General features: G+C 34.0%; 17 protein-coding genes. 15 read left to right on the top strand and 2 right to left on the bottom strand.

The window, feature by feature from the left end; translation table 11 throughout:
* Window positions 1-161: 161 nt before the first annotated feature.
* On the bottom strand, window positions 162-698 hold the full coding sequence (locus JBKA6_RS04475; RefSeq protein WP_157776948.1) for a hypothetical protein: 537 nt from the start codon (window positions 696-698) through the stop codon (window positions 162-164).
* 277 nt (window positions 699-975) lie between these two features.
* On the opposite strand from JBKA6_RS04475, the gene folK reads away from it, so the two are divergent.
* Window positions 976-1,512: a 2-amino-4-hydroxy-6-hydroxymethyldihydropteridine diphosphokinase gene (gene folK / locus JBKA6_RS04480; RefSeq protein ID WP_096686266.1), complete on the top strand. Its 537-nt coding sequence runs from the start codon at window positions 976-978 to the stop codon at window positions 1,510-1,512.
* Here the strand turns inward: folK and JBKA6_RS04485 are convergent.
* Window positions 1,489-3,927 (bottom strand): YfhO family protein, encoded by a 2,439-nt coding sequence (locus tag JBKA6_RS04485; RefSeq protein WP_096686268.1) that lies wholly within the window; start codon window positions 3,925-3,927, stop codon window positions 1,489-1,491. The two genes, folK and JBKA6_RS04485, sit on opposite strands and share 24 nt — an antisense overlap.
* Window positions 3,928-4,194: 267 nt before the next feature.
* On the opposite strand from JBKA6_RS04485, the gene glpK reads away from it, so the two are divergent.
* The 14 genes from glpK (at window position 4,195) to lpdA (ending at window position 20,190) form a co-directional block, all read left to right on the top strand.
* The gene (gene glpK, locus JBKA6_RS04490) at window positions 4,195-5,697 is read left to right on the top strand and encodes a glycerol kinase GlpK (RefSeq protein ID WP_096686270.1); all 1,503 of its coding nucleotides are present in this window, start codon (window positions 4,195-4,197) and stop codon (window positions 5,695-5,697) included.
* A 51-nt stretch (window positions 5,698-5,748) separates the two neighbouring features.
* Window positions 5,749-6,504: an MIP/aquaporin family protein gene (locus JBKA6_RS04495; protein ID WP_096686272.1), complete on the top strand. Its 756-nt coding sequence runs from the start codon at window positions 5,749-5,751 to the stop codon at window positions 6,502-6,504.
* A 35-nt stretch (window positions 6,505-6,539) separates the two neighbouring features.
* Window positions 6,540-7,688 carry an alpha-hydroxy acid oxidase gene (locus JBKA6_RS04500; protein ID WP_096686275.1) on the top strand — a complete coding sequence of 383 codons (1,149 nt, stop codon included), beginning with the start codon at window positions 6,540-6,542 and terminating at the stop codon, window positions 7,686-7,688.
* A 172-nt stretch (window positions 7,689-7,860) separates the two neighbouring features.
* Window positions 7,861-8,904, top strand: a complete 1,044-nt coding sequence (gene queA / locus JBKA6_RS04505; protein WP_096686277.1) for a tRNA preQ1(34) S-adenosylmethionine ribosyltransferase-isomerase QueA — start codon at window positions 7,861-7,863, stop codon at window positions 8,902-8,904.
* Between the two features lie 30 nt (window positions 8,905-8,934).
* The gene (ffh, locus tag JBKA6_RS04510; RefSeq protein ID WP_096686279.1) at window positions 8,935-10,269 is read left to right on the top strand and encodes a signal recognition particle protein; all 1,335 of its coding nucleotides are present in this window, start codon (window positions 8,935-8,937) and stop codon (window positions 10,267-10,269) included.
* Window positions 10,270-10,305: 36 nt separating this feature from the next.
* Window positions 10,306-11,196 (top strand): bifunctional methylenetetrahydrofolate dehydrogenase/methenyltetrahydrofolate cyclohydrolase FolD, encoded by an 891-nt coding sequence (folD, locus tag JBKA6_RS04515; RefSeq protein ID WP_096686281.1) that lies wholly within the window; start codon window positions 10,306-10,308, stop codon window positions 11,194-11,196.
* Window positions 11,197-11,274: 78 nt separating this feature from the next.
* A complete protein-coding gene (locus tag JBKA6_RS04520) occupies window positions 11,275-12,267 on the top strand; it encodes an AAA family ATPase (RefSeq protein WP_096686283.1) in 993 nt (330 codons plus the stop codon).
* A gap of 38 nt (window positions 12,268-12,305) precedes the next feature.
* Window positions 12,306-13,172, top strand: a complete 867-nt coding sequence (locus JBKA6_RS04525; protein ID WP_096686285.1) for a DUF58 domain-containing protein — start codon at window positions 12,306-12,308, stop codon at window positions 13,170-13,172.
* A gap of 6 nt (window positions 13,173-13,178) precedes the next feature.
* Window positions 13,179-14,114: a BatD family protein gene (locus JBKA6_RS04530; protein WP_096686287.1), complete on the top strand. Its 936-nt coding sequence runs from the start codon at window positions 13,179-13,181 to the stop codon at window positions 14,112-14,114.
* Complete coding sequence (locus tag JBKA6_RS04535) at window positions 14,104-15,108, top strand: vWA domain-containing protein (RefSeq protein ID WP_096686289.1); 1,005 nt, start codon at window positions 14,104-14,106, stop codon at window positions 15,106-15,108. Before JBKA6_RS04530 ends, JBKA6_RS04535 begins: the two co-directional genes overlap by 11 nt.
* Before the next feature lie 80 nt (window positions 15,109-15,188).
* Window positions 15,189-16,148: a vWA domain-containing protein gene (locus tag JBKA6_RS04540; protein WP_317044153.1), complete on the top strand. Its 960-nt coding sequence runs from the start codon at window positions 15,189-15,191 to the stop codon at window positions 16,146-16,148.
* A complete protein-coding gene (locus tag JBKA6_RS04545; protein ID WP_096686293.1) occupies window positions 16,145-16,909 on the top strand; it encodes a tetratricopeptide repeat protein in 765 nt (254 codons plus the stop codon). Before JBKA6_RS04540 ends, JBKA6_RS04545 begins: the two co-directional genes overlap by 4 nt.
* A gap of 2 nt (window positions 16,910-16,911) precedes the next feature.
* Window positions 16,912-18,699, top strand: coding sequence for a BatD family protein (locus tag JBKA6_RS04550; RefSeq protein ID WP_096686295.1), 1,788 nt, complete (start codon window positions 16,912-16,914; stop codon window positions 18,697-18,699).
* Window positions 18,700-18,801: 102 nt separating this feature from the next.
* A complete protein-coding gene (gene lpdA, locus JBKA6_RS04555) occupies window positions 18,802-20,190 on the top strand; it encodes a dihydrolipoyl dehydrogenase (RefSeq protein ID WP_096686297.1) in 1,389 nt (462 codons plus the stop codon).
* Window positions 20,191-20,222: the final 32 nt, after the last annotated feature.

Raw genomic sequence — 20,222 nt, forward strand, 5'->3', positions numbered from 1 at the left:
AAGAGTTCGACTATGAATAAAAACAAAAAAATCCCCTTAAGTTGTCTTGAACCGTATTTAAATTAGGAGAGTTAAAAAAAAATCATGAGATCCTAAAAACAAAAAAGGAGCCAAAAGCCCCTTTTTTACACTTAATCTTCAACAGCTAAAGCTGAAAGAATTTAAGATTCAGTACCATGAATAAATACTAGCTTGTATGTTTTCTCAGAAAGAACTTTGCCTTCTTTTTTTATAGAGATTTTAAAATCTTGACTAACACCAGCTTTTAAATCAGCGTGAACCAATTTAACAGTAAAATCATGATCACAGATATTACCTTTATCTGTATATTTAGTCTCTCCTACATATGTATTTTCAATAGGTTTCTCATTAAAGGTAATTTCAGCTGTTAGTTTTGCAGCAGGAATATTTAAATCATCTTTAAAAGGCACTACCACTTTGATGGTATCTCCTTCAATTTTTGCTTCAAGTTGCTCACCTAACGCAGCAAAATCAACGCTACCGCCATCCTTAAAAAGGGCTTTATAAGCATCAGTAGCAGCAGTAGGTTTTTTCTTGTCAGGTCCAGTTCCATTTTCATCCTTTCTAAATACAAAGAGTTTAATTCCAGGAATATCTGATTCTCCAGATTTAGAACATGAGAAAACAGTCAAAACAATGATTAACAGTGATAAAAGGTTTTTCAATAAATGTTTCATTTGAAAAAAAATAAAGTTAAAATTAAACGTCAACAGCCCCAACACCAAAGCATTAAAAACCATTAACGACAAAAAAACAATTCAATCTTCCCCTTTGCCTTTTTTTAAAAGGGAAAGACTAAATCTGAGCGCTAATGTAGTAGCAATTATTTAATATTAATAGAGTTTTTTTTAAAAGTGATTAGGGATAAGTCACGGTTTAGAAATAGTTTAAAAGACTAGAAAAATAGCTGTGTAATGAGTTTTATTTAAAAATTAAATTTGCATTTTTAATTTGATGCGAAAGTATTATCTAACCTTAGGAAGTAACATGGGCGATAGCCTATGTTTAATAAAAAAAGCATTGAGACGCATAGAACAACATATAGGTTTAATATCTAAGTGTTCTCATCTGTATTCTACACAAGCTTGGGGCTTTGAATCAGAAAATAACTTTTTAAATATAGCCGTAGAATTAAATACCGATTTCGAGGCCGATAAGGTGCTCTCATATATCTTAGACATAGAAAAACAACTTGGAAGAATAAGAGATAAGAGATCAAAAGGATATAATTCTAGAACAATAGACATAGATATACTACTGTCAGAAGGTTTAGTAATAGATTCACTAAATTTACAGATACCACATCCTTTGATGTGTGAGAGGATGTTTGTCTTGGTTCCTCTCATCGATATAGCTCCAAATTGTATACATCCTGTAAATAACAGAAGCATATGCGAACTTTATAATATGTGTAAAGATAAAAATGCAGTCAGAAAGATAGGAGATTCCTCCTCTGTAATAAAAATCTCAAGTGGACTGATTGCTAATTAATATTTTATTTTTTCTATTGGAGATGCTTCTATACACTAAGAATCCTATTATTATAAATATTATAGAATAAGATAAAAGGCTTATCCCAGTTCCTATATATATCTGTTTGGGTTCGAATTTAAATTCTATTCTGTTATTGCCTTTTGGAAGCATCATAGCTCTAAGGACGAAATTCGCTCTAAAATGTGGTGTTTTAACATTGTTTATATAGGCATTCCAGCCGTCTTGGTAGAATATTTCAGAGAATATAGCCAGTCGGTCGTCTTTAGAGGAATATTCATAAACTAAATTATTTGGCTGATAATCTATCAGGGAGATTGTCTCTGTGGAATCTTTTTGAGATTTAATATCTCTTAATAGTGGAGCGAATCTCTTGTCTATCACGGCTTCTTCTTTAGTCTTTATGCTAGATAAAGAATTAATTTCTTCATCTGGATTATCGACTATTTTGTATTTGTCTACAAACCACACGTTTCCATTGGCTTGTCTGTTTTTAAGTACATATGGTTTTCCATTACTTCGTTGGTGTAGAATAAAATATTTTGCATTTAGCATATTTATGACTTCAGTGTTTTTTTTAGAAATATGATGGTCCCACAGCTGTTGATATCTCATTAATTTAGCGGCGTGATAACCTCCTATGGAATGGTGAAAATAAGAAGTTCTAGACTCATTCATAGTGTTAGAAGTATTAAAAACCCGGTATACACCTTTGTCTTTTAAAATCTCCAAATTAGCTCTGTTAGGGATAAAAGTATTTAGTGCATCTTTTTTATCAATAAAATCTTCACTATTCAAATATCTTTTGTTGACAGATACTAGGTCTAATAGGACTAATACAGTTAAGATTGCTATTAAGTAATTTTCTTTGAGTTTATTTTTCAGGAAAATATATAACACTATAAAAATAGTTACAGCAAACAGACAGGCTCTCATAGAATCATCTTTGAGCATAGTTAATCTATCTTCTCGTAGGGCTTCTAATGGAAAGCCATATCTAGTATCTCCCGCTTTTTCAAAGGGAAAGATGTCAGATCCGAAGAGATAGAAAAATAGTGGTATAATGAGCAGTACAAACGTTGATAAGCTAAGGGCTCTTTTTTTGTTTTCTAGTTTAGTTTTTTTGGATAGAAATTCTCTAAGGCCCAGCATGGCCATAAATGGAACTGCAAATTCTATTATAATTTGTATGGAAGATACAGCTCTAAATTTGTTGTAAAATGGAAAATAATCTATAAAGAGATTTGTCAACCACATCATATTTTTCCCCCAGGATAGAAATAAGCTCAGTAATATGCTGGCTATGAGCCAATTTTTCAATTTGCCTTTGTAAAGAAAGAGAGATAGTATAAATAAAAACAATACTACGACGCCTAAATATGCAGGTCCTGAGGTTCCAGGTTGCGGCCCCCAGTAGGCGGGCGAATTATTTATGATTTCTGTTAATCCTTCTTCTGGAATATGTCTTTTTAATTTTTGATAGACAGCGCCTTTTTCTGGCAGTGCAGATATTGAAGATCCTCCCATCAGGTTAGGGATTAGAAGATTAAAGGTTTCCATTTTTCCATAACTCCAATCGGTTATATAATCTTTATCTAAGCCGCTTTTAACTTTGGAATTTTTAGAGTCTTTTAAAGTCAACTCTGATGTTCCTCGTATGGTTTGTTTACTATAAGAATAAGTAGTCCACAGCTGTTGTATGTTAATTCCTATAGCTATTATTCCCGCAAGGAATATCGTTAAACTAGACTTGGCAAAACATTTTAATTCCCTATTCTTATAGCTATTTATGAAACTTGTAAGTACTAGAATTGATAGACTCATTATCATATAGTAAGTCATCTGATAATGATTTGAATTTATTTGTAATCCTCCACCTATGGATAAGAGTAAAAAACCTTTTATATACTTTTTGTCAAACACACAACAGGTTCCAGCTACCACTAGAGGGATATAGGCTATAGCGAGTGCTTTTGAAATATGTCCTGCATCTATAATGATTAATAAATAAGAGGATAACCCATAAGATAAAGCTCCTAAAAGTGCTGTTTTATAATTAAAATTGAGACATAATAACAATATGTAAAAACACAGAAAATACATAAATATTATGCTTGCAGGATATGGAATAATACTGTTTTTCATTACGAATTTTATTCCCATATAAGATATCAGATCGTAATTCGAGACTCCTCCAAATTGATAAGTAGGCATTCCTCCAAACATGCTGTTGCTCCATCCAGTCTGTTTTCCTGTTTTCTTGTGAAAATCGTTGTATTCCTTTGCCATTCCTTCCCAAGCTAGCATATCAGGTGGAGAGATTTGTCTATCTTGTAAAATATCTGGGGAAAAATATCCTAGACTAATGACATAAAATATAGATATGACTATTAGGTGTGGTAAATATCTCTTCATTAAAAAAAATGTTATTCAGCGGCGAAATTAATTTAAAAATAGACATTAGGATTAGGGATTGAGGGTCTTAATGGTTTGATAAATGTCCATTTTATTAAATTTTAATCGAAATTTAAAATAGAGAGTTATTTTTAGTTTTACTGTAGAAAAAAAAAGTGTTTTTTTCTTGTTTGTCTTTTTTTTAGACTTTTTTTTAGACTTTTTTTATAGAAAATATTCAAATCTTTGTGCATAGATTTGGCAATCGAATTATCCTAGAATAAAACTATGAATAAATACATCTTATCCTTGGATCAAGGAACTACTAGCTCCAGAGCAATAATATTTGATAAAGACGGAGATATAAAGCACATAAAGCAACAGGAATATACTCAAATTTTTCCTCAACCAGGATGGGTAGAGCACGATGCTGATGAGATTTGGTCTACTCAAATAGATATGGCTATTCAGGCTGTTAATGAGGTGGGGGCAGATAATGTTAGTGCTATTGGCATAACTAATCAAAGAGAGACTACTGTTGTTTGGGATAGATCCACTGGCAAACCTGTATATAACGCGATAGTATGGCAGGATAAGCGAACATTGTCATTTTGTAATAGTTTGAAAGAAGATGGTTTAGAAGATATGATTCGTTCTAAAACGGGTTTAATTATAGATTCTTATTTCTCAGCTTCTAAAGTAAAGTGGATTTTAGATAACGTAGATGGTAGGGGTAAGGCAGAAAATGGTGATCTTCTATTCGGCACGATAGATTGCTGGTTAGTTTGGAATTTAACTAAGGGTAAGGTTCACATAACTGATATTACCAATGCTAGTAGAACCATGTTATTTAACGTTCAAACTGGGGAGTGGGATAGAGAACTTTTAGATGTATTTGGAATACCAGATAGTATGTTGCCTCAGGTGAAAGAATGCAGTGAAGTATATGGGGAGACTGATATAGATATTTTTTCTAAGAGAATCCCTATTTCTGGGATTGCAGGAGATCAACAATCGGCACTTTTTGGACAGATGTGTGTAGAAAAAGCTATGATTAAGAACACTTATGGAACAGGTTGTTTTATGCTTATGAACATAGGTGATAAGTTCATAGAGTCTAAAAACAATCTGTTGACTACTGTAGCTTGGAAGATAAATGGCAAGACTCAATATGCTTTTGAAGGGAGTGTGTTTATAGGTGGTGCTGTAGTTCAGTGGATTAGAGATGGATTAAAGTTTATAGAAAAATCTTCAGAAATAGAAGAGTTATCATTGGGGATTAAAGATAATAATGAGGTATATGTGGTGCCGTCTTTTGTAGGTTTGGGGGCTCCTTATTGGGAGCAGAGGGCTCGTGGGATTGTAGTAGGATTAACGAGGGGGAGTACCAGAAGGAATGTAGCTCATGCAGCGCTGTGGTCTATAGCTTATCAGACTATGGATGTTCTAAATGCTATGAAGACAGATGCCAATCTAGATATAAAAGAGTTGAGAGTAGATGGAGGTGTTACTGCGAATAATTTATTGATGCAATTTCAGTCTAACTTATTGAACTGTAGAATAATAAAACCTAAAAGTATTGAAACCACAGCATTAGGTGCTGCTTATCTAGCTGGTTTAGCCGTTGGTTACTGGGAGAATTTAGAAGAGATCCAAAAATTGTGGAAAATGGAAAAAGAGTTTAATCCAGATAAGAATAGATCAGATGTAATGAAAGGGGTAAAGGGATGGAGAAGAGCTATTCACGCTGCTAAGGCTTGGGCTTCTTATGAAGAGGAAGAAGAGAACTAGAATTAATAGAAATATTTACAAATCTTAAAAAATCTTAAAAAAAAATAAATTATGACATCTTTTATAGCGGAATTTATAGGTACAGCTATGCTTTTACTCCTGGGTAACGGAGTGGTAGCTAATGTAGTTCTAAATAGTACAAAAGGCAATAACTCTGGTTGGATTGTAATAACTACAGGTTGGGCTCTTGCTGTGTTTGTAAGTGTAGTTGTAGTGTCTCCTTATAGTGGGGCTCATATAAATCCAGCGGTTACTATTGGTTTGGCTATTGCTGGGAAGTTTGCTTGGAGCAACGTGGGGTATTATATACTAGCTCAGATGCTAGGGGCTATTTTTGGTTCTTTTCTAGTATGGTTAGCGTATAGAGATCACTTTGCAACTACCGAAGATAAAGATGGTATATTGGCAGTATTTTCTACTAAGCCAGCTATAAAAAATCGCATTTCTAATATTGTGACCGAGATGATAGGTACTTTTGTATTAGTATTTGCAATTTTTTATTTCACTCATGCTAGTTTTAATTTGCCTAATATGTCAGATAATGAGGTAATAGTAGGTTTAGGATCTATAGGGGCTTTTCCTGTAGCTTTATTAGTTTGGTCTATTGGTCTTTCCTTAGGAGGTCCTACAGGTTATGCTATTAATCTGGCTAGAGATTTAGGGCCGCGTATTTTACATGCGTTTTTGCCGATAAAAAATAAAGGGGGAAGTGATTGGGGATATGCTTGGGTTCCTGTGATAGGGCCGATTATGGGAGGAGCTATAGCTGCTTTATGCTTTATAGCTTTGACAGAGTTAAGTAATTAATTTTTTAACGACGTTATAATTTTAAAGCTTGAGTTATGAATTTGGAATATGACTGTAGGTATCCATCTGTTGATGATTTGAGAAAGAGGGCAAAAAAGAGAATGCCAAAATTTATATTTGATTATCTAGATGGAGGTTGTAATGAGGACATAAATTTAGAGAGAAATATTTCTGATATTAGAGAGAAAGAGTTACTTCCTAAGTATTTATCGAGTAATCACACTAAATCTGATATATCTACGGAGTTATTCGGCCATGTGTATGACGCTCCTTTTGGTATATCTCCAGTAGGATTGCAAGGGCTTATGTGGCCTAATTCTCCTGAGATATTAGCCAAAGCAGCCTTAAAACACAATATTCCGTTTATACTAAGTACTGTGACTACTAGTGATATAGAACGAATTTCTGAAATAACTGAAGGTAAGGCTTGGTTTCAGCTATATCATCCAAAAGAGGATAAGCTGAGAGATGACTTGTTAAGAAGAGCTTGGGAGGCTCAAAATAAAGTTTTGGTAATTTTATGTGATGTTCCAGTATTTGGATATAGACATAGGGATATTAAAAATGGACTCTCTATGCCTCCGAGGTTAAATCCACGAAATATACTTCAAATTATGGGGACTCCGCGTTGGGCTATGGAAGGATTGTGTCAGGGAAGACCTAGTTTTGCAAATATGAAACCGTATATGCCTAAGGGTATGGGTATTAAGAATTTGGGATTTTATATGGATCAAACTTTCGATGGGAAGCTCAATAGAGATAAAATATCTGCTATAAGAGATATGTGGAAGGGTAAATTGGTCTTGAAAGGTGTAGCTTCGGAAGAGGATACAGCAATAGCTGTAGAGTTAGGATTAGATGGTATAATAGTATCTAATCACGGAGGAAGGCAGTTAGATGCAGGTCCATCGTCTATAAAGTCATTAGATATGATAGTTAAAAACTACTCTGATAAAATAACTATAATGATGGATAGTGGAATGCGTTCAGGTCCTGATATAGCTAGAGTTATAGCCTCTGGAGCTAAGTTTACATTTATGGGAAGACCTTTTATGTATGGAGTGGGTGCCTTGGGTAAAAAAGGAGGAGATCACACAATATCTATATTAAAAAGACAGTTTTATCAAGTCATGGAACAGCTGTGTTGTAATAAGGTTTCAGATTTGCCTGATCATTTGATGTAGTGTGACATAGCATATCATATCATCTATTATATTTATTTACTAGAAATAGGTTAGGGAGGCGGTATTCTAAATATTATTTAGAAATATTTGACTTCCCTTTTCTAATGTTGTAAATTCGCAGATTTTCTGGTTAAATTTCGTAGACCAGAGTAGTACTTTTCTATACAAATTAATGAAATTATCAAAGTTTAATTACAGTTTACCTAAAGATTTAATAGCAAAATGGCCATCTAAGGAAAGGGATGAGTGTAAGCTCATGGTTGTACACAGAGATAAAGGCACTATAGAGCACAGATTGTTTAAAGATATAATAGAGTATTTCGACGAGGATGATGTTATGATATTGAATAACACCAAGGTCTTTCCTGCTAAAACACATGCTGTAAAGGAGAAAACAGGAGCTAAAATAGAAGTATTCCTTTTGAGAGAGTTAAACAAACAATACAAGTTATGGGAAACCTTAGTAGATCCTGCTAGAAAAATACGTATAGGGAATAAGTTGTTCTTTGAATCGGGTTTAGTGGCTGAGGTAGTAGACAACACTACTTCTGGTGGTAGGACTTTGAGATTTCTACACAAGGGGACTTATGAAGAGTTTAGAAAAGAATTGAGGGATTTAGGCGATACTCCTATACCTAAGTACATGGAGAGAGAGCCAGATGAAAGCGATATAGAGAGATATCAAACTGTGTATTCTAAACATGAGGGTTCTATAATTGCACCTGCAGCTGGGTTACACTTTTCTAAAAACCTCTTAAAGAGATTAGAGATAAAAGGTATAAATCTTGCAGAAATAACCCTTCATTTGGGCTTGCCTACTTTCAGCGTGATAGAGGTAGAGGCACTTCCAAAGCACAGGATGGGATCTGAGAGGGTAATTATAGATGTTGAAGCCTGTAATATTATAAATAAGGCTTTGGACAATGAGAGAAAAGTATGTGCAGTAGGTACGACTTGTATTCGTTCTATAGAGAGTTCAGTGTCTACTTATAGGAGGCTTAATCCTTTTGATGGATGGACTAATAAGTTTATATATCCACCGTATGATTTTTCAATTGCCAACTGTATGTTGACCAATTTTCATATGCCAAAAACAGCTCTTTTGACGATGGTTTCAGCTTTTGCTGGGGACTATCCTATTTTGGATGCTTATAAAGAGGCTATAAAGCACAAGTATAATTTCTATTCTTATGGAGACTGCATGTTGATTTTGTAGTAGTTTAAAAAAACAATATTATTTAAAATTATGTTTGAAGGTTTAAATAATAAATTAGAAAAAGCTCTTCATACCTTAAAGGGGCATGGGAAGATTACGGAGATAAATGTAGCTGAGACTGTTAAAGAGGTCCGTCGTGCTCTTTTGAGTGCTGATGTGAATTTTACAGTGGCAAAGACCTTTACCGATATGGTGAAGAAAAGAGCTATAGGAGAAAAAGTTTTATCCTCTTTGCGTCCTAATGAGTTGATGATAAAGATCGTCAACGACGAGTTGACAAAGCTCATGGGTAGTAGAAATAAGGATATAAATATCGATGGCAGCCCTGCTGTGATCCTAATCTCTGGTATGCAAGGATCTGGGAAGACCACTTTTTCTGGGAAGTTAGCTAATTTTTTAAAGAGTAAAAAGAAAAAAACTCCATTATTAGTGGCTTGTGATGTATACCGTCCTGCGGCTGTAGAACAATTGAAAATTATTGGAGAGCAGGCAGAAGTGGAAGTTTTTTATGAACAAGACAATAAAAACCCTGTTAGTATAGCCGAGAATGCTATATCGTATGCTAAAAAAAATAATCATAATGTAGTTGTAATAGATACAGCTGGTCGTCTGGCTATAGACGAGCAGATGATGGATGAGATATCGTCCATACATAAGAGGGTGAATCCATCTGAAACTCTTTTTGTAGTGGATTCTATGACTGGGCAAGATGCAGTGAATACCGCAAAGGTATTCAACGACCATTTGAATTTTGATGGGGTTGTATTGACTAAACTAGATGGAGATACTAGGGGAGGAGCTGCCTTATCCATAAAATATGTGGTAGATAAGCCTATAAAATTTGTAGGTACTGGAGAAAAGCTAAAGGATCTAGATGTGTTCTATCCAGATAGGATGGCCAATAGGATATTGGGCATGGGAGATATAGTCTCTTTGGTGGAAAAGGCACAAGAAGAGTTTGATAAGGAGGAGTTTAAGAAGCTATCTGGTAATATAGCTAGGAACACATTTTCTTTCGAAGATTTTTTAAAACATATACAACATATAAAAAAAATGGGAGGCGTTAAGCATGTAATGGGTATGATGCCAGGTATGGGGAAGATGTCCACTGAGATTGGTGATGTGGATCATTTTAAGACCATAGAGGCTATTATAGGTTCTATGACTCCAAAAGAGAGAAAGCTTATAGTTCCTATAAGTAAAAATAGAAAACATCTTATAGCAAGTGGTTCAGGCACTTCTATACAAGATTTAAACCAATTATTAAAACAGTTTGAGCAAATCAAGAAGGTTATGAAGTTATTCAATAATAGTCAAAAAGGCGGTATGAATAACTTGATGCAGATGATGGGAATCAAGAGGTAAAAAGGTAAAAAAAAATAATAACTGATAATATTTATCATGAAGATTTTAGATGGAAAAACACTATCAGTTCAATTAAAGAAGGAGATATCTATAGAAGTTCAAAGACTCATTGAACGAGGCAATAGGCGGCCTCATCTCGTTGTTGTCTTAGTTGGGGATCATGCTCCAAGCCAAGTCTATGTAAATGCTAAAGTAAAAGCTTGCGATCAAGTTGGCTTTGACTCTACGTTGATAAGATTATCGGAGAGCATATCTGAATCAGATCTTTTGGATAAAATCCAGGATTTGAATAAAGATCCAAATGTTGATGGTTTTATAATTCAGCTTCCTCTTCCCAAACACATAGATTTTAATAGAGTAACATTATCTGTAGATCCTAAGAAGGATGTAGATGGTTTTCATCCTGAGAATATAGGCAAGATGGTGTTGGGATTAGATACTTATCTTCCAGCTACTCCCTTTGGAATTATAGAGCTTTTAAAGAGGAATAATATAGAAACTCGTGGCAAACACGCTGTTGTAATAGGGAGAAGTACTATAGTTGGGACACCTGTTAGTCTGTTGTTGAGTAGAAAGGGAGAGACAGGTAATTGCACTGTAACTCTGGCTCATAGTCATACTGTAGATTTAAAGAGTATAAGTCTACAGGCAGATATTATAATAGTAGCTTTAGGGATTCCTAATTTTTTAACTTCCGATATGGTGAAAGAGGGTGCTGTAGTCATAGATGTAGGTATAAATAGGGTAGAGGATGCGACTAAAAAGCGAGGCTTTGCTCTAGTGGGGGATGTAGATTTCAAAGAGGTTAGTAAAAAGGCATCTCATATCACTCCAGTGCCTGGAGGGGTGGGACCTATGACCATTGCTATGCTTCTTAAAAACACTTTGATAGCTAGAGAATTTAGTTTAACTAAAAGTTCTACTTGATACATTTTAATTGATGTTTTTTTGTAAAAAAGCAAAAAATAATATTTTTGCGGCGAGGTAAAATTTAATTTTTTTTAAATGAACACAGTAGATATTAAAGTAATTAATGAAAAAATCCATAGAGAAAGTGCCTTTATAGACCTATTAAATATGGAGATAGGCAGAGTTATAGTAGGTCAGGAGGTTATGGTAGAACGCCTTTTGATAGGGCTTTTAGGATCAGGACATATTCTTTTGGAAGGGGTTCCTGGATTGGCAAAGACTCTGGCTATAAATACTCTAGCAAAAAGTATAGATGGATCTTTTAGCAGAATACAGTTTACTCCAGATTTATTGCCTTCAGACGTGATAGGAACTGTTATTTTTAATATGAAAAACAATGATTTTTCTATAAAAAAAGGTCCTGTTTTTGCAAATTTTGTTCTTGCCGATGAAATAAATAGAGCTCCAGCTAAGGTGCAATCAGCTCTATTGGAGGCTATGCAAGAGAGACAGGTTACAATCAATGATGAGAGTTTCAAACTAGAAGAGCCATTTTTGGTTTTAGCCACCCAAAACCCTTTGGAACAAGAGGGAACCTATCCTCTTCCCGAAGCACAGATGGATAGATTTATGTTAAAGGTAGTTATATCTTATCCAGAGATGGAGGATGAGAGAAACATAATGAGGCAAAATCTGAGTAATTTAAAGACAGAGGTAAAATCTGTAATCACTACCGAGCAGATAATTAGAGCTAGGGAGATGGTCAAGGAAGTATATATGGACGACAAAATAGAGAATTATATTTTAGATATAATTTTTGCGACTCGTAATCCTGAGAAATACCAATTGAGCGAGTTAAAACCACTTATTAGTTTTGGAGCTTCACCACGAGGTACTATTAGTATTGCAACGGCTGCTAAGTGTCATGCCTTTATAAAGAGAAGGGGGTATGTCATACCTGAAGATATTAGAGATATTGTAGTAGATGTTCTAAGACACAGGATAGGAATAACTTATGAAGCCGAGGCTGAAAATATTACTTCAGAAGATATTATAAAGAAAATAATAGATACAGTGGAGGTTCCTTAGTGATTTTATCTCGATTTTAAAATATATTTTTTAGATATATGGATGCAAAAGAACTGATCAAGAAGGTAAAGAGAATTGAGATAAAAACCAGGAGATTGTCTAATGATATATTTTCTGGTGAATATCATAGCTCCTTTAAGGGGAGGGGTATGACTTTCAGTGAGGTCCGACGTTATGATTATGGAGATAGTATAAAAGATATAGATTGGAATGTGACGGCTAAGTTAAATAAGCCTCATGTAAAAATTTTTGAAGAGGAGAGAGAATTGACCACCATACTATTGGTTGATATTAGTGCTTCGGGGAATTTTGGAACTACCGATCAATTAAAGAGGGATAATATAACAGAAATATGTGCCACATTAGCCTTTTCAGCTTCACAAAATAACGACAAAGTAGGCCTAATACTTTTTTCGGATATAATAGAGTTATTCGTACCCCCTAAAAAGGGTAAGAAAAATGTGCTGCGCATAATAAGAGAGTTAGTAGAATTCAGCCCCAAAAGTAAGAAGACAGATATAGCCAAGGCTATTAAATTTTTATCAGAAGCTATTAAAAAGAGATCTATAGTTTTTATCTTGTCTGATTTTATGGATGATTATTACGAAGTAGATTTAAAAGTAGCCAGTAAAAAACACGACATAGTAGGTATAAAGGTATACGATAAGAGAGAGAAGGTAATGCCTGATTTAGGTATGGTCGATATGCTCGACAGTGAGACAGGTGAGCATGTACTGATAAATACTTCCTCTAGAGGTGTGAGAAGGTCTTATAGAGATTATTTTTTGAGTAAATCCAAGTATTTTAAGGATACTTTTACAAGTTGTAAGGCGGGGAATATAGAGAGTGAAATTTCTGAATCTTACGTAAAAAAGTTATTAGAATATTTCAAGCAAAAGAGATAGTTAGAGATGAGATATTTAGTTAGACTATTATTTGTAGCTACTTTTTTTATATCCGCAAAGGTCTTTGCTCAAAGTCAGGCGGAGATAAAAGCCGTGTTAGATACTAATAAAATTCAGATAGGAGAACAGATAAAATTCGACCTATCTATATCTACTGAGTTAGGAAAAGAAAGTGTTTTTCCTATTATAAAAGATTCCATAGGACCATTTGAGATCGTAGATTCCTCTGAAATGGATTCACTTGTTATAGATGAAAGGATCATAAAAAAACAATCTTTTGTAATAACAAAATTCGATACTGGACAATACGTGCTTCCACCTCTGAAATTTGAAATTGAAGATGATATCAAATTTTCTAAGCCCACTATGGTAGATGTGATTTCTCCTGAATTAGATATTGATAATGGGCAAGTAAAACTCAGGGAAAACAGAGATATTATAGATGAGCCTTATACATTTATAGAGATATTGCCTTATGTCTTGTTAGGGATAATAATCATATTTATAGTGTATTTGATAATTAGATATATGATGAAGAATAGGGAGGTAAAGCCTAAAATAGTAATTAAAAAGCCCGCTCATATCATAGCTTTAGAACGATTGAAGGAATTAGATGAGAAAAAATTATTAACAGAGGGTTTATTTAAGCAATACTATTCTGAGTTGACAGATATTTTGAGAATTTTCTTTGAGGAGAGATTCTTTTTCTCTGCCATGGAATTAACTTCTTATGAGATTATTTCATATTTCGATAAGAGTGGTATTCACGAGGGGGTCATTTCAAAGGATTATTTAGAAACTCTTAGAGAGTTATTATCTATATCTGATTTAGTGAAATTTGCCAGAGCTATATCTACCCACGATCAAGCTGAAAAATTTAGAGTATATGTGGAAGAGTTAATTGTAGAAACTAAATTTATAGAGGCAGAAAATGAAAGATAATTTCGAAATATTAAATACGGAGTTTTTATACTTTCTAATTATAATTCCACTTCTGTGTGTATGGCATTATTTTAGGCGTAAAAAAAGTCATTCTGAGTTACAGATTTCCAGCATTAAAGGGTTTAGCTTTTATAGAGATATTTGGTCTCGTTATAGGTGGATCCTTAATGCTTTGAGATTATTAGCTATAGTGTTTTTTATAATAGCTATGTCTAGGCCTAGGTATGTAGAGACTAACAATAAGAAGAGAAATACTATGGGCATAGATATAGTTATGGCTATAGATGTATCTGGAAGTATGTTGGCTAGAGATTTCGCTCCTAATAGATTAGATGCTGTAAAGCAAGTTGCTTCGGAATTTGTAAATAAGAGATCATCAGATAGATTTGGAATCGTAGCCTATGAGGCTGAATCATTTACTCAGTGTCCTCTCACCACGGATCATAAGGTTGTAAATAGTTCTATTATGTCTATTAAAAATGGGCTTTTAGAGCCTGGCACGGCCATAGGGGTAGGCTTAGGTGTGGCTGTAAATAGATTGAAAGAGAGTCAGACTAAGAGTAAGGTAATAATATTACTGACCGATGGGGTTAATAACACAGGTTATATCGACCCTATAACTGTTACAGAGGTAGCCAAACAAGAGAATATTAAGATTTACACCATAGGTGTTGGGACTAATGGCATGGCAGAAACTCCAGTAGGGATAGATCCTCGCACAAACAAATATGTGTATCAGATGGTTCAAGTGGAAATAGATGAGGAATTACTAAAGACTATTGCCAACACTACAAATGGCAAGTATTTTAGAGCTGACAATAATTCTAGATTACAAGAGATATACGATGAAATAGATAATATGGAGAAAAGTAAACTACAAGAGTATCACTATTATAGTTACCAAGAGAAATTTCGTTTTTGGATCTTATTGGGAATATTATTTCTATTGATAGAAGTAGGATTAAAATACAGTGTATTTAAAAGTTTTATATAATGTATCACATAGAAGACATTTCGTATTTAAAGATATTGTTCATTATTCCTTTGATAGTATTCTTTTTTATTATTCTACAAATGTGGAAGTTAAAAAAGCAAAGGGATTTTGCCGATAATAAACTATTAGATAAGATAGCTCCCAATAGGTCTCTTTTCAAGAGTGTGTTAAAGGTGAGTGTTTTATGTGTTTCTCTCTCTCTTGCTATAATAGCTTTGATAAATCCACAACTGGGGACAAAACTCGAGAAGGTAACTAGAAAAGGTGTGGATATAGTTTTCGCTGTAGATGTATCTAAAAGTATGTTGGCTGAAGATGTGGCTCCCAATAGAATTGAAAAGTCAAAACAGGTGCTGTCGAAAGTTATAAGCGAAATACGTCACGATAGGATAGGTATTATAGTCTATGCTGGCAATCCTTATGCTCTTCTGCCTATCACTACAGATTATTCTGCGGCTCAGATGTTCTTGAAGAATATAAATACCGATATGGTTCCATCTCAAGGTACTTCCATATCGGAGGCCATGGAGATGACCGATAATTATTTTGATGATGAATATCAAAATAATAAGATACTGTTTATCATATCCGATGGTGAGGATCACGAAGATAACGTGTTGTCTATGGCACAAAAAATTTCAGAAAAAGGAGTTAAGATTTTCACAATCGGGATGGGATTAGAAAAAGGGAGTCCTATACCTATTAAGGAAAATGATAATATAGTAGGTTATAAAAAAGACACCGAGGGTAATGTGGTAATAACTAAGTTGAACAGTGAGATTCTAAAACAGATAGCTTCTACTTCCCAAGGGAGTTACATAAATTCTCAAAACACACAGACCATAGTCGATTTTGTAGAGCGCAGTATAAATAGCGTAGATAAAAAAGAATACGAATCGTCTATGTTTTCTGAATATGAGAGTCAATACCAATGGTTTTTGGGTTTTGCGATCTTATTGTTGATAATAGATGTTTTCCTATCGGAAAAGAAAACTTTATGGATACAGAGATTAAACTTATTTGATAAAAATAAATCATGAGATTAATTATAGTGATATCAATTTTATCTGCGACTTGTGTATGTGCTCAAAATAAAGAACTCCTGAGAGAGGGTAATGAGTTGTTCAAAAGTGAAAAATATGCAGATGCAGAGATAAAATTTAAAAAAGCATTAAATGACGATTCTAAAAATTTTAAGGCGAATTTCAATCTGGGCAATGCACTATTTGAACAAAAGAGATTTAAAGAGTCTATAGAGAATTACAGTGTAGCATCTGAGGTCGGTAATACAAAAGAGGATAAATCTAATTCTCTGTACAATTTGGGCAATGCATTATTGGAAAATAAGGATATAGATAAGGCCATAGAATCGTATAAACAAGCTCTTAGGAATAATCCTAATGATAACGATGCTAGACACAATCTAATGGTAGCCAAAAATCTAAAACAGCAAAACGAGGACCAGAAAGACAAAGATCAAAAGGATCAGGATCAAAAAGAGAAAGATCAAAAGGATCAGGACCAGAAAGACAAAGATCAAAAGGATCAGGACCAGAAAGATAAAGATCAAAAGGATCAGGGGCAGAAAGACAAAGACCAAAAGGATCAGGGGCAGAAAGACAAAGACCAAAAGGATCAGGATCAAAAAGACAAAGATCAAAAGAAAGACGATATGAAATTGTCAAAGAGTGATGTAGATAGGCTACTGAAAGCCATAGAAAATGAAGAAAAAAAGGTTCAAGATAAATTACAAAAACTAAAATCTAAGTCTAAAAAAATTAAAAACGCAAAAGATTGGTAGATATGCTTAGAAGTGTTTTGATTTGTATATGTATTTTCATTGTACATATTACCTCAGCTCAGGTTTCGTTTACAGCTAAATCAGATAGGCTCAAGGTAGGGAAAAATGAGAAGTTTAAAATAGATTTTATCTTAGAGTCTACTGAATCTGTAAATCCAGATATAAAATTTCCCAATTTTGATGGATTCAAGGTTATAGCTGGTCCTAGCACTTCCACACAAAATTCTTATTCTTATGTAAATGGAAAAACAGAATCTTCTTTTAGGAAGACAATGTCTTTTTGGCTTAAGGCACAGAAAATAGGTAAGCATAAGATAGCTTCTGCTAAGTTTAAAATCCAAGGTAAAGATTACAGCACAGACCTCATAGATATAGAGGTAGTAGAAGGTGTAGCTGATTCTCAAGATGGTCGTAATCCCAGAGATACCCAGAGTAAAAACATTCATTTTAAGGTAGTGTTATCTAAGAGTAATCCATATGTAAATGAGGAGATCATAGCTACATATAAGTTGTTTTTCAAGGTTGATATTCAATCTCCTAGAATTGAACAACTCCCAAAGTTTGATGGATTTTGGACTCAAAACATAGATATAAACAAAGGAGGAAAGTACGATATCAATACTGAGTATTTAAACGGAGAATTGTATAATTATATAGTTCTGAAAAAAGTCGTGTTAAGTCCGCAGAGATCAGGACCTTTAAAAATATCTCCTATGGATATAGAGGTTTCTACCACTGTAAGTTCAGGAGATAGTTATGATATATTTGGTAGTATTATGAGGCAACAAATACAGGTTCCTCTCTCTACTAAAAGTAAGACCATAAATGTAAGAGCTCTTCCTCAAAAGGGTAAACCTATAGATTTTAAAGGTGCAGTGGGTGATTTTTCTATGGATGTAAATTTAAAGAAGAGCTCTTTAGAAGAAAATACCTCAACGGGAGTGGTCATCAAGATTTCGGGCAAGGGAAATTTTAAATTAACGCCTTTGCCAGTTTTAGATATCCCCAATCAAATAGAGAAATACGATCCAAAAACTTCTTCTCAGTTAACTGTAGGTGAAAATGGAAGTAGCGGAAGTATAACGAGTGAAATTTTGCTAATACCTAGAAATAAGGGTGTCTATAAAATTAATCCTGTAGTATTTTCTTTTTTCGATCCAAAAAAAGAGAAGTATATCACCTTAAAGAGTAAAGAGCTCAAAATTGATGTGGTCGAAGGAGATCATATTGCCGATCAGAATAAAAACTACGACAGCACTTCTATTAAAGAAGATGTGGCTTATTTAAATCAGGAGATACGTTATATAAAACAAAAAGCAAAATTTAAAAAATTACAAGAAGATCAATTTATAGGATCTCCTTTGTATTATTTACTTTTAGTATTTCCATTTGTGGCGGTGTTTTTTGTAGTCTTATTTACGAGGAGTAGACGAAATAGAAATTTAAAAGAGATAAATAATAAGAGAACTATTAACAAGGCTAAAAAACTTCTTTTAGACAGTAAGACAATGATGAGTGATGAGAATAGCTCTAATTTTTACATAACATTGGAGAGAACCATTTCTGAATATCTCTTGTCTAAGTTGGATATATCTAGAAGTGATTTTAATAAAAAATTACTCAGAGAAGTATTGGAGAAAAAAGGTATCCAAACCACTACAATAGACAAGGTTATATCTATTCTCAATAGTTGTGAATATGCTCGATATACTCCATCTGGTATAGATACAATATCAGATGATTATAAGAAATCACAAGAAATAATTGTAGAGTTAGAGAAAAAAATATGATTTAGATTCTGGGGAGATCTAAATATAAATTTAATCATATTCCCTAAAGATTAAAATTGGTTAAGTTTGTGTTGTTTTTTTTTTAAGTGAGAAGATATAATAATGGATTTTGATATTGTAATAATAGGCAGTGGACCTGGCGGATATGTAGCTGCTATTCGTGCGGCACAGTTGAATTTCAAGGTAGCTCTGATAGAGAGAGAGTCGCTAGGGGGTATTTGTCTCAACTGGGGATGTATTCCTACCAAGGCTTTGCTTAGGAGTGCTCAAATTTTAGAGTACCTCAATAACGCTCAAGAATACGGTTTAAAGGCTGATACTTTGGATAAAGACTTTAGTCAGGTCATAGGCAGAAGTAGGAAAGTAGCTGAGAATATGAACAAAGGCATTCAGTTTTTGATGAAAAAAAACAATGTTACAGTTATAGAAGGTACAGCTAAGGTAAGGCCTTCTAAAAAAGTGGAAGTCTTAGATGAGAAGGGAAATATCACTGAATATACAGCTAAACATATAATTATAGCTACAGGAGCTAGGTCTAGAGAATTGCCTAATCTTCCTCAAGATGGAGAGAAAGTCTTTGGTTATAGAGAGGCTTTATCGTTAAAAAAACAACCAAAGAGAATGGTAGTTGTTGGCTCTGGGGCTATTGGCGTGGAGTTTGCTTATTTTTATAAGACTATGGGCACCGAGGTTACTATAGTGGAATACATGCCTAAGATAGTCCCTTTAGAAGATGAAGATGTTTCAAACCATTTGGAGGAAGTACTCAGAAAAAAGGGAATTGATATAATGAATAATTCCTTAGTAGAATCTGTAGATACTTCAGGGAAAACAGTAAAAGTATTTATAAAAACGCCAGAGGGCGAAAAAACCATAGAGGCTGATGCTGTATTATCTGCTGTAGGAATAAAGTCTAATATAGAAGATATAGGGTTGGAAGATGTAGGTATAGCTGTAGATAGAGACAAAATACTAGTAGATGATTTTTACGAGACAAATATTTCTGGATATTACGCCATAGGAGATGTGGTTAAAGATTTGGCTTTGGCACATGTGGCTTCTGCCGAAGGGATAACCTGTGTGGAGAAAATAGCTGGCATAGATGTGGAGGCTATAGACTATAAGAATATACCTTCTTGTATATATTGTATTCCTGAAGTGTCTTCTGTAGGCATGACAGAGAGACAAGCAAGGGAATTAGGATATGAATTAAAAGTAGGTAAATTTCCATTTTCAGCTTCTGGAAAAGCTACTGCTTACGGTTCTAAGTATGGTTTTATAAAGGTTATTTACGATGCTAAATACGGAGAGCTTTTAGGTTGTCATATGATAGGCGATAACGTTACTGAAATGATTTCAGGAGCTGTTGTAGCTCGTAAATTAGAGAGTACTGGACACGAAATTTTAAAGTCTGTATTTCCTCATCCTACTATGAGTGAAGCTATAATGGAAGCTACTGCTGCGGCATATGGTGAAGTTATACACTTATAAGGGGAGTTTTTTTTAGTCTTATTGTTAATTCT

The sequence above is a fragment of the Ichthyobacterium seriolicida genome (assembly GCF_002369955.1).
Lineage (GTDB): Bacteria > Bacteroidota > Bacteroidia > Flavobacteriales > Ichthyobacteriaceae > Ichthyobacterium > Ichthyobacterium seriolicida.

Excerpts from the sequence above, each read along its gene's own strand:
- JBKA6_RS04475 (WP_157776948.1), bottom strand. The coding sequence starts at position 698 with ATGAAACATTTATTGAAAAACCTTTTATCACTGTTAATCATTGTTTTG.
- folK (WP_096686266.1), top strand. The coding sequence starts at position 976 with ATGCGAAAGTATTATCTAACCTTAGGAAGTAACATGGGCGATAGCCTA.
- JBKA6_RS04485 (WP_096686268.1), bottom strand. The coding sequence starts at position 3,927 with ATGAAGAGATATTTACCACACCTAATAGTCATATCTATATTTTATGTC.
- glpK (WP_096686270.1), top strand. The coding sequence starts at position 4,195 with ATGAATAAATACATCTTATCCTTGGATCAAGGAACTACTAGCTCCAGA.
- JBKA6_RS04495 (WP_096686272.1), top strand. The coding sequence starts at position 5,749 with ATGACATCTTTTATAGCGGAATTTATAGGTACAGCTATGCTTTTACTC.
- JBKA6_RS04500 (WP_096686275.1), top strand. The coding sequence starts at position 6,540 with ATGAATTTGGAATATGACTGTAGGTATCCATCTGTTGATGATTTGAGA.
- queA (WP_096686277.1), top strand. The coding sequence starts at position 7,861 with ATGAAATTATCAAAGTTTAATTACAGTTTACCTAAAGATTTAATAGCA.
- ffh (WP_096686279.1), top strand. The coding sequence starts at position 8,935 with ATGTTTGAAGGTTTAAATAATAAATTAGAAAAAGCTCTTCATACCTTA.
- folD (WP_096686281.1), top strand. The coding sequence starts at position 10,306 with ATGAAGATTTTAGATGGAAAAACACTATCAGTTCAATTAAAGAAGGAG.
- JBKA6_RS04520 (WP_096686283.1), top strand. The coding sequence starts at position 11,275 with ATGAACACAGTAGATATTAAAGTAATTAATGAAAAAATCCATAGAGAA.
- JBKA6_RS04525 (WP_096686285.1), top strand. The coding sequence starts at position 12,306 with ATGGATGCAAAAGAACTGATCAAGAAGGTAAAGAGAATTGAGATAAAA.
- JBKA6_RS04530 (WP_096686287.1), top strand. The coding sequence starts at position 13,179 with ATGAGATATTTAGTTAGACTATTATTTGTAGCTACTTTTTTTATATCC.
- JBKA6_RS04535 (WP_096686289.1), top strand. The coding sequence starts at position 14,104 with ATGAAAGATAATTTCGAAATATTAAATACGGAGTTTTTATACTTTCTA.
- JBKA6_RS04540 (WP_317044153.1), top strand. The coding sequence starts at position 15,189 with ATGTGGAAGTTAAAAAAGCAAAGGGATTTTGCCGATAATAAACTATTA.
- JBKA6_RS04545 (WP_096686293.1), top strand. The coding sequence starts at position 16,145 with ATGAGATTAATTATAGTGATATCAATTTTATCTGCGACTTGTGTATGT.
- JBKA6_RS04550 (WP_096686295.1), top strand. The coding sequence starts at position 16,912 with ATGCTTAGAAGTGTTTTGATTTGTATATGTATTTTCATTGTACATATT.
- lpdA (WP_096686297.1), top strand. The coding sequence starts at position 18,802 with ATGGATTTTGATATTGTAATAATAGGCAGTGGACCTGGCGGATATGTA.